The following is a 14,573-nucleotide window of genomic DNA, read 5'->3' as shown; positions in this document are numbered from 1 at the left end:
GACCGCGCCACACAGAACAGCGGAAGCGGCCAAAAGGGGATCGATGTGGCCAGAATTTATGACCCTTAACCATCTGTATGCGTTGATTATCCACTTTCGCCCGACAAAGACCCACCGCGGCGGCGCTATGCTCAGGGAATTGTCCTGGCCCAGAGCCGGTCGAACATCATCAAGCGTTTTGACCACAGGATGGGGGAAGATGCGGGAAACCTTCGTACGCGCCTGCAGCCGTGCGCTGCTGATGCTGACCTTGTCGCTGGCCGGCGTTGGCGCCGTGCTGGCGGACGAGCCGACCGACGTCCAGGCCGGCGATTCGATCCAGCTGCCGGACCTGCCCGAGGATGCTGGCGTCGACCAACTGAGCGCGCGCCTCGAACTGATCCGCCAGCGCGTCTCCGCCGACAGCGACGATGGCCTGCTGTCGAACCTGCGGCAGTCCGCGCTGGCCGTTCAGGCCCGCGCGGAGCAGAACGCTACCGACATCGGCACCGCACTGTCGCGCACCGAAGACCAGCTCAAGGTGCTCGGCCCGGTCACGCCCAACGAGGCCGAGAGCCTGACCCGGCAGCGCAACGACCTGACGGATGCCCAGAAAGACCTGCAGAAACAGCTGGAGCGCGCCAACCAGCTGGACAAGAACGCCCAGGACCTCGCCGCGCAGATCGTCAACCTGCGCCGCAGCCAGTTCAACTCGCAGATCGCCATGCGCTACCCGCCGCCGCTGAGCCCCAGCTTCTGGTCGAACCTGATCCGTCCCACCGACGACGACCTGACGCGCCTGCAATCCATGCGCGCGCAGATCGGCGACGCCTTCGCCACGATCTGGAAGCCCGAACACCGGCCGCCCTTCATCGCCAGCCTGATCATCGCCGTGCTGCTGTGGATTCCCGGCCGGCGCCTGCTGGAGCAACTGCTGACCAAGGCGATGATCCGCTGGATTCCTGTCGGTCGCCTGCGCCGCAGCGCCCTGGCGGTGGCGGTCGGCCTGGCCACCATCCTCACCCTCGGCGGCGGCGCCACGGTGATCCACGAGGGCATGAACTGGCACAGCCAGCTCAGCGGCAACATGGACAACCTCGGCAACCAGATGCTCTCGCTGGTGATCTTCTGCACCTTCACCGCGGGCCTGGGCCGCGCGCTGCTGGCCGTGCAGCGACCGTCCTGGCGGCTACCCGACCTGCCCGACCCGGTGGCCACAGCCCTCTCCCCCTTCCCCTGGCTGATGGCCTGGATGCTGCTGGTGCTGGGCACTCTGGATCGAATCAACAGCTCCAGCGGCGCCAGCCTCGCCCTGACCGTGGCAGTCAACGGCCTCACCGCCCTGGCAACCGCCGTGCTATATGGCGTCGCTCTCTATCGTTATCGCGCCGCCCGCCGCGAAGCCGAAGGCCACGAAACCTCGCCGCTGGCCGGAATCCTGGTGTTCGCGATGCTGCTGACCGTGCTGCTGATCGTGCTGGCGCTGGTCACCGGCTATCTGTCGCTGGCCTACTTCTTCGCCGGCAAGCTGCTCTGGGCCAGCGTGGTGTGCGCCACCGGCTATCTGCTGACGAGCCTGTTCGTCGACCTCTGCGAGGTCCTGCTGTCGCCACGCCAGCCGATCGGCGAGCGGCTGGCGGAAAACCTCGGCGTCGATCCACGCCACCAGGCACAGTTCGCCACCCTGCTGACCGGTGCCGGGCGCACGCTGCTGGTACTGTCCACCCTGCTGATCGCCTTTTCCACCTCCGGCACCAGCCCCGGTGAGCTGCTCCAGGGCCTGGTACAGCTGGTGGAAAGCGGCCAGTCACTGGGGCGCCTGAACATCGTCCCGCAGGACATCCTGCTGGCCCTCGGCACCCTGGCCGCCGGCCTGTTCGGCCTGCGCCTGCTCAAGCGCTGGCTGGCCGACGAGCTGCTGCCGGAAACCCGCATGGACGCGGGTATGCGCGCCTCGCTGGTGACCCTGGTGGGCTACATCGGCATGGTCATCCTGGTGCTGCTGGTGCTCTCCGCGCTGCGCATCAACCTCACCAGCCTGACCTGGGTGGTCAGCGCCCTGTCGGTGGGTATCGGTTTCGGCCTGCAGGCCATCGTGCAGAACTTCATCTCCGGCCTGATCCTGCTCACCGAGCGCCCGGTGAAAGTGGGCGACTGGGTCAGCCTGACCGGCGGCGTGGAGGGCGATATCCGGCGGATCAACGTGCGCGCCACGGAAATCCAGATGTCCGACCAGTCCACGGTGATCGTGCCGAATTCCCAGTTCATCTCGCAGAACGTGCGCAACGTGACCATGGGCAGCGCGCTGGGCGTGGTCGGCATCAACCTCACCCTGCCGCTGGATACCGACGTGCAGAAGGTCCGCGAACTGATGCTCAAGGCCTACAGCGAACACGAGAACATCGTCGAGACCCCGGCCCCTTCGGTGACTTTCAAGGACCTGAGCGCCACCGGCCTGACCCTGGCCGCCTCGGGCAACGTCAGCAGCCCGCGCGCGGTGTACTCGACCAAGAGCGACCTGCTGTTCACCATTTTCAGCGGCCTGCGCGAGGCCGGCATCAGCCTGAGCATACCGCAGAACCTGATCCTGCAGCGGCCGCAACTGGCGCGCACGGAGCCTGCCGACGAGGCGGCAGCACCGCAAGTCGGCGATGACACCGGGCCGAATCCGCCGCCGTAGAATGAAGGGGTTACGCCGGCGGGGCAGTCGCCTCGCCGGCCTTCGCGCAACAGTCCCGCACGGGAGTTTGCGTTGCGCCAGCAGCGCCCCGTGCCCGCCGTTGGCCGGCGCCCGTCGCGGCACCCGGCACCGCCGCCTGCCGCCTTCCTTCCTCGGTTGCCGCCGGGCCTCCCCGCTGCGGCGCACGGGAGATCGCGCGATGGACGAAGCCAGACTCAACGAATTCATGGGCAAGCTGGTCACCGACATGGGTGGCGCGGCGATGCTCGCCAACATCATCCTGGGCGAAGAGCTCGGCCTCTACAAAGCCATGGCCGACGGTCAATGGCTGAGCCCGGCGCAACTGGCCGAACGCAGCGGCTGCAATGCCCGCCTGCTGCGCGAATGGCTCAGCGCCCACGCCGCTTCCGGCTACATGGAGCACCAGGACGGCAACTTCCGCCTGCCCGAAGAACAGGCCATGGCGCTGGCCATCGAGGACTCGCCGGTGTACGTCGCCGGCGGCGCTTCCGTGGTCGCTGCGCTCTACCACGACAAGGACAAACTGGTCGCCGCCATGCGCGGGGACGGCGGCCTGGCGTGGGGCGATCACCACCCCTGCATGTTCTCCGGCACCGAGAAATTCTTCCGCCCCGGCTACCGCGCGCACCTGGTGGCCGAGTGGCTGCCGGCGCTGGAGGAAGTGGTCGGCAAGCTCGAACGCGGTGCTCAGGTCGCCGACGTCGGTTGCGGCCACGGCGCCTCCACCATCGTCATGGCGCAGTCCTTCCCGGCGTCGAACTTCGTCGGCTTCGACTACCACCAGCCCTCCATCGACGTGGCCAACCAGCGCGCCGGGCAGGCCGAAGTCGGCGGGCGTGCCAGCTTCCAGCGCGCCAGCGCCAAGGACTACCCCGGCAACGACTACGACCTGATCTGCTTCTTCGACTGTCTGCACGACATGGGCGACCCGGTGGGCGCCGCGCAGCACGCACGCCAGGCACTCAAGGCGGATGGCACGGTGCTGCTGGTGGAGCCCTTCGCCAATGACCACCTGGACGACAACCAGAACCCGGTCGGCCGGCTGTTCTATGCCGCCTCGACCTTCATCTGCACGCCCAATTCGCTGTCCCAGGAAGTCGGGCTGGGGCTGGGAGCTCAGGCCGGCGAAGCACGTCTGCGCAAGGTGTTCGAGGAAGCCGGGTTCAGCCGCTTCCGCCGCGCGGCACAAACGCCGTTCAATCTGATCCTCGAAGCCCGCCCGTAATGCCTCCACGATCGGCTACAGCGCCCGAAATACGGGCGCTGTAGCACGGAAACAATTCGTCATTTTGCCGTCATCAATCCGTTATGCGGCCCGTTGAAACTCGCAGGCTTTCAACTCCAGGGAAGCCCCCAGATGTTCAACAAGAAAAATGCCAACAAAGCTGCATCTCTCGCCCTGCTCGCCGCCGCCCTCGCCGGCTGCGCTGCGCAGGCGCCGGTCGCCAGCAAGGAAGCCACCCCCAACAACGACGACTGGTATCTGGTCCGCACCGACGAGACCCTCTACCTGTTCGATGACGCCACCGTCTACCGCGACTACATCGTCACCGGCAAGACCACCTACACCAAGGAAGTCGGCGAGAAGGACAAGTTCGGTCAGAACGTCGTCCTGGTCGTGCGCGCCGAGGACAAGGACAAGGACGCGAAGAAGATCGCCTCCTACCAGTTCTACAAGCAGAGTCTGCCGCCGGCCGCCGGCTTCTACGGCGAGATCCGTCAGGAAGGTGTGATCTATGTTGCCCAGCGCTACGGCGACATGGTCGACATGAACGGCCTGGGCGAACCGATCTTCCGCCACACCGAAATCGCCAGCGGCCCCAACGGTGAACGCGTGGTCTACCTGATGCAGAAGGAAGAGAAGAAGCCGGTCGGCCTGATCGCCCGCTTCCAGAAGATCTACGGCATCACTCCCGCCAAGGGCTGATGACGCGAAAGCGCGTACTCCGGGGAGGGAGTACGCGCTTTCTTTTTTCCGGCGCCGCAACGGCGCGGAGCGTGCTAGCTGGCGGGCTCCAGCTGCACAGTGGGAATCGTGTTGGGCGCCTCTATGCCCCAGTCACCGAACTGGTACCAGTCATCGCCGAGCATCTCGGCCGGGTGCATGGTGCGGTCCGCGCCGTTGCCGCAGGCCAGGTTGGTCGCCGGGCAATAGCGGTCGCAGCCCCAGCAGATGCGTTCGGGGTGCGGAGGATTGAGCGGGAATTTCTTGGCCATGGTCAGGCCCTCGAGGGTTTCCTTGTGGGATCCCTGAAGGCTATGCCTGTCAGACCGACCTGATCCTTGATCTGCGACAATTTCGCGCGGAATTCATGCGCGCGTCGTTATGCACGGAAGTGGCTCGGCGGCTGGCCGCTCCAGCGCTGGAAGGCGTGGCGCAGGCTGGCGGTCTCACTGAAGCCCAGTTCCTCGGCGATGCGGTAGATCGGCATGTCGCCGTCCTGCAGCAGTTCCTTGGCGCGAGCGAAGCGCAGTTCGTCGAGCAGTTGCTGGTAGCTGGTCTGCTGCTGTTGCAGGTGGCGACGCAGGCTGCGCGAGGAGCAGTTCAGGCGGCGCGCCAGTTCTTCCAGGCCCGGCGGTTCCTGCAGGCGCTCGCCGAGGATCGCGCGGACCTTGTCGAGCCAGGCGCGGCGCGCCGCCAGGTCGATGTTCTGCCGGCGGCACTGTTCGAGCATCTCGCGGTGGGTCACTGCGTCGGCCAGTGGCAGGCGCATGTTCAGCCAGCTCGCCGGGAAGCCGATGGCGCTGCGCGCGCAATCGAATTCCAGCTGGCAGCCGAACAGCGTGGCGTAGGCGGCGCGGCGATCGGCCGGGCCGGCGTAATCGAATTCAGCGCGCACCAGCGGCAACGGCTGGCCGAGCAGGTCGGCGCAGGCCACCTTCAGCGAGCCCAGGCACAACTCGGTGTTGAACGGGCGCAGCTCCTCTTCCTCGCCATAGCCGGTGGCGACCAACCAGGCCATGTCGCCGTCCACTTCCAGTGCGAGGTGGAAGTAGGTACCCAGCAGCACCGGGTAGCTCAGGCCAATGCGCAGCGCCTCGCCCAGGGTCGGCGCGGAGATCAGCGCATAACCCAGCAGGCCGTAGGCGGTGATCCGCGTGCGCACGCCCAGGCGCAGGCCGAGGGCCGGTTCGCCAGCGAGGTTCTGCACGTTGCCGAAGACCTGCTGCTCCTGCCAGGGGCTGACCAGCCGGCGCAGGTCGAGCAGATCGTCGCCGGTGATGCCGCTGCCCTCGAGGATGGACTCGCGGCTGTGCCCCTCGGACTCCATCAGCGCGACGGTCAGCGAGGTCATGTGCAGGGAGTTGAGCCAGGTGGAGCGGGAGAAGGTCAGAGGATTCATTCGATGCCCATCGTAGACGCTACGGCGCGCCAGCGGATGTTACCGCGGCCGGCGCAGGTCAGGGTGAGGCAAGTTGCGTGCCGGCCACCTGGCGTGGCCGTATCGATCCCCACGGGGCGGGGCTTGCGACGCCGGGCGGGAGATTTCCTGCCCGGCAGCAGGGTTACCTTTGCGGACACCGGGACGGTGCAGATGCACCGTCCTGGCGCTAAACGGATCAGCCGCGGGAGAGGAAGCGCATGCCCTCTTCCAGGCCGCTCAGGGTCAGCGGGAACATCTGTTCCTTCACCAGCTCGCGCACGAGGCCCGTGGACGCGGTGTAGTTCCAGGTGTCCTTCGGGTACGGGTTGATCCAGATGAGCTTCTTGTACTTCTCCATGAAGCGCTGCATCCACACGTAGCCGGCTTCCTCGTTCCAGTGCTCGACGCTGCCGCCGGCCTGGGTGATCTCGTACGGAGCCATGGCGGCGTCGCCGACGAACACCACCTTGTAGTCCGGCCCATATTTATGCAGCAGGTCGAAGGTGGCGGTGCGCTCGCTGGAGCGGCGCAGGTTGTTCTTCCACACCGACTCGTAGATGAAGTTGTGGAAGTAGAAGTACTCCAGGTGCTTGAACTCGGTCTTGCAGGCCGAGAACAGTTCCTCGCAGACCTTCACGTGGGCGTCCATGGAGCCGCCGATATCCAGCAGCAGCAGGAGCTTCACGGTGTTGCGGCGCTCGGGGCGCATCTGGATGTTGAGCAGGCCGGCATCCTTGGCGGTGTGGTCAATGGTGCCGTCGATGTCCAGCTCTTCCGCCGCGCCCTCGCGGGCGAACTTGCGCAGGCGGCGCAGGGCGATCTTGATGTTGCGCGTGCCCAGCTCGACCTGGTCGTCGAGGTTCTTGTACTCGCGCTGATCCCAGACCTTGGCGGCCTTGCCCTGGCGCTTGCCGGCGTCGCCGACACGGATGCCCTCGGGGTTGAAGCCGCCGGAACCGAACGGGCTGGTGCCGCCGGTGCCGATCCACTTGTTGCCGCCGGCATGGCGTTCCTTCTGCTCCTCAAGGCGTTTCTTGAACTCCTCGATGAGCTTGTCCAGGCCACCCAAGGACTGGATCTGCGCGCGCTCCTCGTCGGTCAGCAGGCGCTCGAATTCCTTGCGCAGCCACTCTTCGGGGATCAGCGCCTTGAGGTGGTCGTCGAGCTTGTCCAGGCCTTTGAAGTAGGCGCCGAAGGCCCGGTCGAACTTATCGAAGTGGCGCTCGTCCTTCACCATGATGGTGCGGGCGAGGTAGTAGAACTCGTCCATGTCGGCGAACACGATGCGGTGCTTGAGCGCATCGATCAGGTCGAGCAGCTCGCGCACCGACACCGGCACCTTGGCCGCGCGCATTTCGTTGAACAGGTTGAGCAGCATGGATATGCCCTCGGAAATCGCAGGTAACGGTTCCCTCTCCCTTCAGGGAGAGGGTTAGGGAGAGGGCAAGCACGGCACGGGGCCATCTCCCTCTCCCCGGCCCTCTCCCTGAAGGGAGAGGGAGCAAGACATCAGCGGCTGGCGCGGCGGCTCATGAAGGCAAGGCGCTCCAGCAGCTGCACATCCTGCTCGTTCTTCACCAGGGCGCCGGCCAGCGGCGGGATGGCCTTGGTGGGGTCGCGCTCGCGCAGCACGGCTTCGCCGATGTTGTCGGCCATCAGCAGCTTCAGCCAGTCCACCAGCTCGGAGGTGGAGGGCTTCTTCTTCAGGCCCGGCACCTTGCGCACGTCGAAGAAGATGTCCAGCGCTTCGCTGACCAGCGTGCCGCTGATCTTCGGGTAGTGCACGTCGACGATCTTCTGCAGGGTCTCGCGGTCGGGGAAGGCGATGTAGTGGAAGAAGCAGCGGCGCAGGAAGGCGTCCGGCAGCTCCTTCTCGTTGTTCGAGGTGATGATGATGATCGGGCGCTGTTTGGCCTTGATCGTCTCGTTGGTCTCGTAAACGAAGAACTCCATCTTGTCGAGTTCCTGCAACAGGTCGTTGGGGAACTCGATGTCGGCCTTGTCGATCTCGTCGATCAGCAGGATCACGCGCTCTTCGGCCTCGAAGGCCTCCCAGAGCTTGCCCTTCTTGATGTAGTTGCGCACGTCGTGGACCTTGTCCACGCCCAGCTGCGAGTCGCGCAGGCGGCTGACCGCGTCGTACTCGTAGAGGCCCTGGTGGGCCTTGGTGGTGGACTTGATGTGCCAGGTGATCAGCTTGGCGCCGAAGGACTCCGCCAACTGCTCGGCGAGCATGGTCTTGCCGGTGCCCGGCTCGCCTTTCACCAGCAGCGGGCGCTGCAGGGTGATGGCGGCGTTGACCGCCAGCTTGAGGTCGTCGGTGGCGACGTAGGACTGGGTGCCTTCGAACTTCATCGGTGAATCCTCGAACGATGCGGGCCGGGCGCTCTGCCGGGCCGGGCGAATGGTCGGACAAGCTGCGACTATACCGCGCAGCCAAGGCGAGTGTGAACGCAGACGCGGCATTCAGTCATTGAATGGCGGGTCAGGGGATGACTGATCGCAAATGGCCTGCCGATGACAAGTTTACTTTACATCGCTGAAATCCCGATGTTAAGTTCGCTTTACATCACAAGGAGACCGCGATGAATCCCGCCCTGCGCCGCTATACCCTGTCCTGCGCCGCCCTCATGTTCCTCTACTCCGCCCTGGTCGCACTGATCAGCTGGGGGCTGGACCTGCAGAAGCTGCCTTATGCCCTGCGCGTCCTGGCCGCCACTTCCCCGGCGCTGCCGCTGCTGGCGATGCTCTACGTGTTCGACCGCTACCTGTGCAGCGAGCCGGACGAATTCCTGCGTTTCCTGCTGTCCCGCGCCGCCATGCTGGCCGGCGGCGTGGTGGTCGGGCTGTTCAGCGCCTGGGGCTTCCTGGAGCAGTACGCCGCCTGGCCGCGCTTCCCGGTGATCCTCGCCTTCCCGCTGTTCTGGGCTGCCTATGGCGTTGCCGTGGTGCTGCTGCGCCGACGCTTTGCCTGACCGATCCCAGAAAGGAGCAACCATGCAGAATCGCCTCAAGGCACTGCGCGCCGAACGCGGCTGGAGCCAGCAGGACCTGGCCCTGCAACTGCAGGTTTCGCGGCAGAGCGTGATCGCCATCGAGAGTGGCAAGTTCGACCCCAGCCTGCCGCTGGCCTTTCGTATAGCCCGGGTCTTCGGCCTGCCCATCGAGGCCATCTTCAGCGACGCGCAGCCCCAGTGAACCGGGCGCGCCGACTGGACTACGAAGCCCGCCGGGCATAGGCTGCTGGGTCTGCACAGCTCCGAACCTAAGGAACGCATCATGAGCCGCATTTTCGCCGACAACGCGCAGTCCATCGGCAACACGCCGCTGGTCCAGATCAACCGCATCGCCCCGCGCGGCGTCACCATCCTGGCCAAGATCGAAGGGCGCAACCCGGGCTACTCGGTGAAGTGCCGGATCGGCGCCAACATGATCTGGGATGCCGAGTCCGGCGGCCGTCTGAAGTCGGGCATGACCATTGTCGAGCCGACCTCCGGCAACACCGGCATCGGCCTCGCCTTCGTCGCCGCCGCCCGTGGTTACAAGCTGATCCTCACCATGCCCTCCTCCATGAGCCTGGAACGCCGCAAGGTGCTCAAGGCCCTGGGCGCCGAGATCGTCCTGACCGAACCGGCCAAGGGCATGAAGGGCGCCATTGCCAAGGCCGAGGAAATCCTCGCCAGCGATCCGGCGAAGTACTTCATGCCGGCGCAGTTCGACAACCCGGCCAACCCGGCGATCCACGAGAAGACCACCGGCCCGGAAATCTGGAACGACACCGATGGCGCGGTGGACGTGCTGGTGGCCGGCGTCGGCACTGGCGGCACCATCACCGGGGTATCGCGTTTCATCAAGAACACCAAGGGCAAGCCGATCCTCTCGGTGGCTGTCGAGCCGGTCACCTCGCCGGTGATCACTCAGGCCATGGCCGGCGAAGAGATCAAGCCCAGCCCGCACAAGATCCAGGGCATCGGCGCCGGCTTCGTGCCGAAGAACCTCGACCTGTCGCTGGTCGACCGCGTCGCCACCATCGCCGACGAAGACGCCAAGAACATGGCCCTGCGCCTGATGCAGGAAGAAGGCATCCTCTGCGGCATCTCCAGCGGCGCCGCCATGGCCGCCGCGGTGAAGCTCGCCGAAGAGCCGAACATGCAGGGCAAGACCATTGTCGTGGTGCTGCCGGACTCGGGCGAGCGCTACCTCTCCACCATGCTCTTCGACGGCCTGTTCGAGGACCAGGAACTGGTCCAGTAAGCTCTATTCCGCCCCTCTGCGGGGCGGTTTCCTACCTGCCGTTCCGAATCGGTGCGGCCCAAGTCTCGTACGTGACACGTGCGCTGTCTGCGGACCCGCAGGCAGCCATGGCCCCTCGCCATGTTCCGGCAAAATGGTTAATTCTTGCGCAGCCCGCGACGAAGCGTCGCCCATCTTTCGCGGATGGCCCGGGCTTTCCGCACCGTTGTCAGGAACACAAGAATGAAAATTTCCGCCCCGTTGCTCTCCACCCTCGCACTCTCCCTCTCCGTTGCCGCCGGCGCCGCCCAGGCCGATAACGTGAAGATCTACAACTGGTCCGACTACATCGCCCCGGACACCGTGCCGACCTTCACCAAGGAAACCGGCATCCAGGCGACCTACGACGTCTACGACAGCAACGAGACCCTCGATGGCAAGCTGATGACCGGCAAATCCGGTTACGACATCGTGGTGCCGTCGAACCACTTCATGGCCAAGCAGATCCAGGCCGGCGCGCTGAAGAAGCTGGACAAGAGCCAGCTGCCGAACTGGAAGAACCTCAACCCGGTGCTGATGAAGGCACTGGAAGTGAACGACCCGGGCAACGAGCACGGCTTCCCTTACCTGTGGGGCACCACTGGCATCGGCTACAACCCGGCGAAGATCAAGGAAGTGCTCGGCGACAACGCGCCCATCGACTCCTGGGACATCTTCTTCAAGCCCGAATACATGGAGAAGCTGGCAAAGTGCGGCGTAGCGGTACTGGACAACGGCCCGGAGCTGCTGCCGATCACCCTGAACTACCTGGGCCTGCCGCATCACAGCCAGAAGCTGGATGACTACAAGAAGGCCGAGGAAGCGCTGCTCAAGGTGCGTCCGTACATCCGCTACTTCCACTCCTCCAAGTACGTCAGCGACCTGGCCAACGGCGAGATCTGCGTAGCCGTCGGCTTCTCCGGCGACATCCTGCAGGCCGCTACCCGCGCCAAGGAAGCCAAGAACGGCGTGGAAATCCAGTACTCCACACCGAAGGAAGGCTCGCCGCTGTGGTTCGACATGGTCGCCATGCCCAACGACGCACCGGATGAGAAAGCAGCCTACGCCTTCATGAACTACCTGCTGCGCCCGGAAGTCATGGCCGGCGTGAGCAACTACGTGCACTACGCCAACGGCAACCTGGCTGCCGACCCGCTGGTGGACAAGGCGATCAAGGCGGACCCTGCGATCTACCCGCCGCAGGACAAGATGGCCAAGCTGTTCGCCCTCGAATCCATGCCGATGAAGATCGATCGCGTGCGTACCCGCACCTGGAACACCATCAAGACTGGCAAGTAAGCGTCACCCTTGCCTGACAGCGCGCGGCCCCGGCCGCGCGTTGTCGTTTTCGTCGCGCAAGTCGCGCTTTGCCGCACAACTCGCACGGGGCTCGCCAGCGGCGATCCGGGCCGCTATAGTCACCCCACGCAGCGCAACCGCTGCCCCACTGAACAGGTTCGCCTTCCATGTCCCGATACCCATTGCCCGATCCGGCAATCACCGTTGCAGCCTCCCCGGCCTGCGGCGCGGGTGCGGGCGCGGCCTGCCCTCCCCCGCTCCCTGTCGTCGCTGTCGCGTCGCCTCCGCCTCCCGGTGCGGCCTACCCGCCACCCGGCGTGAGCTTCTGACGCCACACGCGTTTTCCATCGCCTGGTTTTCCGCGCTCAACTGACGCGACTCCCGGTCTGTGTCCGGCCCCTTGATGGCCGGTCGTGATCTGCCTGACGACAGGTGCATTGCATGATTTCGCCCAACCGTTCCTCCCTGGCCGCCCTGGCCAGCACCTCCCTGTTCGTGCTGCTGTGGAGCAGTGCCGCCATCATCAGCAAGTGGGGGCTGGCCCACGCATCGCCCATGGTCTTCCTCATCGCCCGCTTCGGCACCGCGCTGGTGGCGCTGCTGATCCTCTCGCCGCTGATCGGCCTGCGCTGGCCGCGCGAGCGCAAGCAGGTGCGCCACGCCGTGCTCACCGGCCTGGTGATGTTGGGCATCTACCCGATCTTCTACCTGATGGCGCTGGACCTGCACGTCACCCCCGGCGTCATCGCCACCGTTCTGGGCGTGCAGCCGATGCTGACCAGCTTCCTGCTCGAACGCCGGCATTCGGCGCCGCGACTGGGCGGCCTCGCGCTGGGTCTGATCGGGCTGGTGATGGTGGTCTACCAGAGCATCGGGCTGTCGGGGCTGACCTTCGCCGGGCTGGCCTGCTGCCTGCTGGCGTTGCTGTCGATCACCGGCGGCTCGATCCTGCAGAAGAACATCCGCGAGAACCCGCTGGGGACCCTGCCCCTGCAGTACATGGCCGGGCTCGCTCTGTGCATTGGCGTCGCGCCCTTCCAGCCGCTGCACGTGGAGTGGAACGCCGCGTTCATTCTCAGCGCGCTGTGGATGGGCCTGATGGTCTCGGTGCTGGCCACCGTGCTGCTCTACCGGATGATCGCGGCGGGTAACCTCGTCAACGTCACCAGCCTGTTCTACCTGGTGCCGGCGGTCACGGCGCTGATGGATTACGCGGTGTTCGGCAATCGCCTGTCCGCCCTCGGCCTGCTGGGCATGGGGCTGATCGTGGTGGGGTTGATGCTGGTCTTCCGCCCGGCAGCCCCGGCTCGTGAATCCAAGTCGACACAGGCTGTGGATAACCGCTAGCCGGCCCCGAAAGACGCAGGCGAGGACCGCTCCTCGCCTGCACTTCGCTCAGTTGGCTGCCTCTGCCTTCGGCTGCGGCGCCGGGCGCAATACCAGCCACAACGCCAGGGCGATCAGCACGCCTCCCTGCAGGTGCGCCCAGGACAGCGACTCATCCAGCAGCAGCACGCCCCAGAACACGCCGAACGGCGGAATCAGGAAGGTCACCGTCATGGTCTTCAGCGGGCCGATACTGGCCAGCAGACGGAAGTACAGGACGTAGGCGAAGGACGTGCAGAGGAAGCCCAGCCCGGCCAGCGCCAGCAGGATCTTCGGCTCGGCCAGTGGCGCCAGCGGCATGTCCAGGCTGGTGCCGAGGAAGAACGGCAGCAGGCACAGGGTTGCGCCCGTCTGGCTGCCCAGGGCTGAAACGGCGAAGTCCAGGCCACCCTGGTCGTTGATCCAGCGCTTGGTGAAATAGCCGGCAAAACCGTAGCAGGTCGTCGCCACCAGGCAGGCGGCAGCGCCCCAGAGCACCTGGGAGTCGAAGGGCACGGGCCCGGCGCGGGTCAGCACCGCTACGCCCGCCAACCCCAGCAGCACCCCGAGCGCCTTGCCGCCGGTGAGTGCCTCACCGAAGAACAGCGAGCCGATCAGCACGCCCATCAGCGGCGTGGTGGCGTTGAAGATCGCCGAATACCCGGCCGGCAGAAACTGCGCCGCCAGGCTGTACATCAGCACCGGAATGCCCGAGGCGATCACGCCGATCAGCAGAAGACGCACCAGCTTGCCGCGGAAATCCCAGCGCGTGCGCAGGGCCAGCATGATCACGACCAGCCCGACTGCGGACAGCACGACCCGGAAGAACGCCGTCGGCATCACGCCGATGGCAGGCACCAGTTGACGCATGAACAGGAAACTGGCGCCCCAGATGGCGGCCAGCCCGAACATATTCAGCAGAGCAGCGGGATTCATCGCAAAAAGCTCCAGGGCAGGTAAGCCACCAGCCTACGCTGGTGGCAGACACCATCCATCCATAGCTGACTTTCAAAGTCCACTGTCAGATGCGACGTAGGCGAGCCATGCTCAGCACGTCGGCGTAAACACCGTCGCGCAGGGCGTATTCGCGCAGCGTTCCTTCCACCTCGAAGCCGAACTTGCGGTACAGCGCGATGGCCTGCTCGTTGTCGGTGTAGACGGTCAGTTCGACGCGACGCAGCCCCATCCAGTTGTCCGCCACCTCCAGCAGCTCGGCCAGCAGCCGCGTGCCGACGCCGCGTCCCTGCCAGGCCACGGCGACGCCCATGCCGATGCTGCCGCATTGGCTGCGGCGCACGCGCGGGTACTGTTCAAGGCTGGCACTGCCGATTACCTGGTCCTGGTGCATCGCCATCAGCGTGATGCGGCGCTCGTCGTCCAGCACCAGTCGCTTGCGCCACAGTTCCGGCGCCTGGTGCGGCATCTGCAGCACCTGACGGGCCACCGCCGGATCGTTGTAGAGGGCCGCGAGGCCATTGATGTGCTGCTCGGTGCAGCGCTCGATGCGAAAGTCTTCCATTGCGTGCCGGCTCCTTGCCGAAGGGGCTTTCCAGGGCTCTTCATCCAAGAGCGTGGCCGACCAGCATACGCGC

The 14,573-nt window shown here is 65.6% G+C and carries 14 protein-coding genes; 8 read left to right on the top strand and 6 right to left on the bottom strand.

The window, feature by feature from the left end; genetic code table 11:
• The first annotated feature begins 199 nt into the window (after positions 1–199).
• The 3 genes from ABKS89_RS08840 (at position 200) to ABKS89_RS08830 (ending at position 4,607) form a co-directional block, all read left to right on the top strand.
• Positions 200–2,659 (top strand): DUF3772 domain-containing protein, encoded by a 2,460-nt coding sequence (locus ABKS89_RS08840; RefSeq protein ID WP_348587657.1) that lies wholly within the window; start codon positions 200–202, stop codon positions 2,657–2,659.
• A gap of 199 nt (positions 2,660–2,858) precedes the next feature.
• The gene (locus ABKS89_RS08835; RefSeq protein ID WP_138212716.1) at positions 2,859–3,905 is read left to right on the top strand and encodes a class I SAM-dependent methyltransferase; all 1,047 of its coding nucleotides are present in this window, start codon (positions 2,859–2,861) and stop codon (positions 3,903–3,905) included.
• A gap of 132 nt (positions 3,906–4,037) precedes the next feature.
• A complete protein-coding gene (locus tag ABKS89_RS08830) occupies positions 4,038–4,607 on the top strand; it encodes a hypothetical protein (protein WP_138212715.1) in 570 nt (189 codons plus the stop codon).
• A 74-nt stretch (positions 4,608–4,681) separates the two neighbouring features.
• Here ABKS89_RS08830 and ABKS89_RS08825 read toward each other — a convergent pair whose 3' ends face one another.
• The 4 genes from ABKS89_RS08825 to ABKS89_RS08810 all read right to left on the bottom strand — a co-directional run bounded on the left by ABKS89_RS08825 (position 4,682) and on the right by ABKS89_RS08810 (position 8,400).
• On the bottom strand, positions 4,682–4,897 hold the full coding sequence (locus ABKS89_RS08825; protein WP_081520326.1) for a DUF3079 domain-containing protein: 216 nt from the start codon (positions 4,895–4,897) through the stop codon (positions 4,682–4,684).
• Between the two features lie 107 nt (positions 4,898–5,004).
• Positions 5,005–6,024 (bottom strand): AraC family transcriptional regulator, encoded by a 1,020-nt coding sequence (locus ABKS89_RS08820; protein WP_138212714.1) that lies wholly within the window; start codon positions 6,022–6,024, stop codon positions 5,005–5,007.
• A gap of 217 nt (positions 6,025–6,241) precedes the next feature.
• Positions 6,242–7,423 carry a vWA domain-containing protein gene (locus ABKS89_RS08815; protein WP_138212713.1) on the bottom strand — a complete coding sequence of 394 codons (1,182 nt, stop codon included), beginning with the start codon at positions 7,421–7,423 and terminating at the stop codon, positions 6,242–6,244.
• Positions 7,424–7,554: 131 nt separating this feature from the next.
• Positions 7,555–8,400, bottom strand: coding sequence for an AAA family ATPase (locus tag ABKS89_RS08810; protein WP_015476360.1), 846 nt, complete (start codon positions 8,398–8,400; stop codon positions 7,555–7,557).
• A gap of 230 nt (positions 8,401–8,630) precedes the next feature.
• Here ABKS89_RS08810 and ABKS89_RS08805 point away from each other — a divergent pair, with 230 nt between their 5' ends.
• From ABKS89_RS08805 to ABKS89_RS08785, 5 genes are all read left to right on the top strand, one after another.
• A complete protein-coding gene (locus ABKS89_RS08805; RefSeq protein ID WP_138212712.1) occupies positions 8,631–9,020 on the top strand; it encodes a hypothetical protein in 390 nt (129 codons plus the stop codon).
• Positions 9,021–9,042: 22 nt separating this feature from the next.
• Positions 9,043–9,243 (top strand): helix-turn-helix transcriptional regulator, encoded by a 201-nt coding sequence (locus ABKS89_RS08800; protein ID WP_138212711.1) that lies wholly within the window; start codon positions 9,043–9,045, stop codon positions 9,241–9,243.
• Between the two features lie 81 nt (positions 9,244–9,324).
• Positions 9,325–10,299: a cysteine synthase A gene (cysK, locus tag ABKS89_RS08795; RefSeq protein WP_348587659.1), complete on the top strand. Its 975-nt coding sequence runs from the start codon at positions 9,325–9,327 to the stop codon at positions 10,297–10,299.
• Between the two features lie 222 nt (positions 10,300–10,521).
• Positions 10,522–11,616, top strand: coding sequence for a polyamine ABC transporter substrate-binding protein (locus ABKS89_RS08790; protein WP_081520319.1), 1,095 nt, complete (start codon positions 10,522–10,524; stop codon positions 11,614–11,616).
• A gap of 441 nt (positions 11,617–12,057) precedes the next feature.
• On the top strand, positions 12,058–12,963 hold the full coding sequence (locus ABKS89_RS08785) for a DMT family transporter (protein ID WP_348587661.1): 906 nt from the start codon (positions 12,058–12,060) through the stop codon (positions 12,961–12,963).
• Between the two features lie 48 nt (positions 12,964–13,011).
• Here the strand turns inward: ABKS89_RS08785 and ABKS89_RS08780 are convergent, their stop codons facing one another.
• Both ABKS89_RS08780 and ABKS89_RS08775 read right to left on the bottom strand, forming a co-directional pair.
• Positions 13,012–13,917, bottom strand: coding sequence for a DMT family transporter (locus ABKS89_RS08780; RefSeq protein ID WP_348587663.1), 906 nt, complete (start codon positions 13,915–13,917; stop codon positions 13,012–13,014).
• Positions 13,918–14,002: 85 nt separating this feature from the next.
• Entirely contained in the window at positions 14,003–14,500 is a 498-nt protein-coding gene (locus ABKS89_RS08775; RefSeq protein WP_348587665.1) for a GNAT family N-acetyltransferase, read from the bottom strand.
• Positions 14,501–14,573 lie beyond the last annotated feature (73 nt).

The organism is Pseudomonas sp. LABIM340 (assembly GCF_040017195.2).
Lineage (GTDB): Bacteria > Pseudomonadota > Gammaproteobacteria > Pseudomonadales > Pseudomonadaceae > Pseudomonas.
This window is presented reverse-complemented; position numbering and strand designations above follow the sequence as displayed.

Excerpts from the sequence above, each read along its gene's own strand:
- ABKS89_RS08840 (WP_348587657.1), top strand. The coding sequence starts at position 200 with ATGCGGGAAACCTTCGTACGCGCCTGCAGCCGTGCGCTGCTGATGCTG.
- ABKS89_RS08835 (WP_138212716.1), top strand. The coding sequence starts at position 2,859 with ATGGACGAAGCCAGACTCAACGAATTCATGGGCAAGCTGGTCACCGAC.
- ABKS89_RS08830 (WP_138212715.1), top strand. The coding sequence starts at position 4,038 with ATGTTCAACAAGAAAAATGCCAACAAAGCTGCATCTCTCGCCCTGCTC.
- ABKS89_RS08825 (WP_081520326.1), bottom strand. The coding sequence starts at position 4,897 with ATGGCCAAGAAATTCCCGCTCAATCCTCCGCACCCCGAACGCATCTGC.
- ABKS89_RS08820 (WP_138212714.1), bottom strand. The coding sequence starts at position 6,024 with ATGAATCCTCTGACCTTCTCCCGCTCCACCTGGCTCAACTCCCTGCAC.
- ABKS89_RS08815 (WP_138212713.1), bottom strand. The coding sequence starts at position 7,423 with ATGCTGCTCAACCTGTTCAACGAAATGCGCGCGGCCAAGGTGCCGGTG.
- ABKS89_RS08810 (WP_015476360.1), bottom strand. The coding sequence starts at position 8,400 with ATGAAGTTCGAAGGCACCCAGTCCTACGTCGCCACCGACGACCTCAAG.
- ABKS89_RS08805 (WP_138212712.1), top strand. The coding sequence starts at position 8,631 with ATGAATCCCGCCCTGCGCCGCTATACCCTGTCCTGCGCCGCCCTCATG.
- ABKS89_RS08800 (WP_138212711.1), top strand. The coding sequence starts at position 9,043 with ATGCAGAATCGCCTCAAGGCACTGCGCGCCGAACGCGGCTGGAGCCAG.
- cysK (WP_348587659.1), top strand. The coding sequence starts at position 9,325 with ATGAGCCGCATTTTCGCCGACAACGCGCAGTCCATCGGCAACACGCCG.
- ABKS89_RS08790 (WP_081520319.1), top strand. The coding sequence starts at position 10,522 with ATGAAAATTTCCGCCCCGTTGCTCTCCACCCTCGCACTCTCCCTCTCC.
- ABKS89_RS08785 (WP_348587661.1), top strand. The coding sequence starts at position 12,058 with ATGATTTCGCCCAACCGTTCCTCCCTGGCCGCCCTGGCCAGCACCTCC.
- ABKS89_RS08780 (WP_348587663.1), bottom strand. The coding sequence starts at position 13,917 with ATGAATCCCGCTGCTCTGCTGAATATGTTCGGGCTGGCCGCCATCTGG.
- ABKS89_RS08775 (WP_348587665.1), bottom strand. The coding sequence starts at position 14,500 with ATGGAAGACTTTCGCATCGAGCGCTGCACCGAGCAGCACATCAATGGC.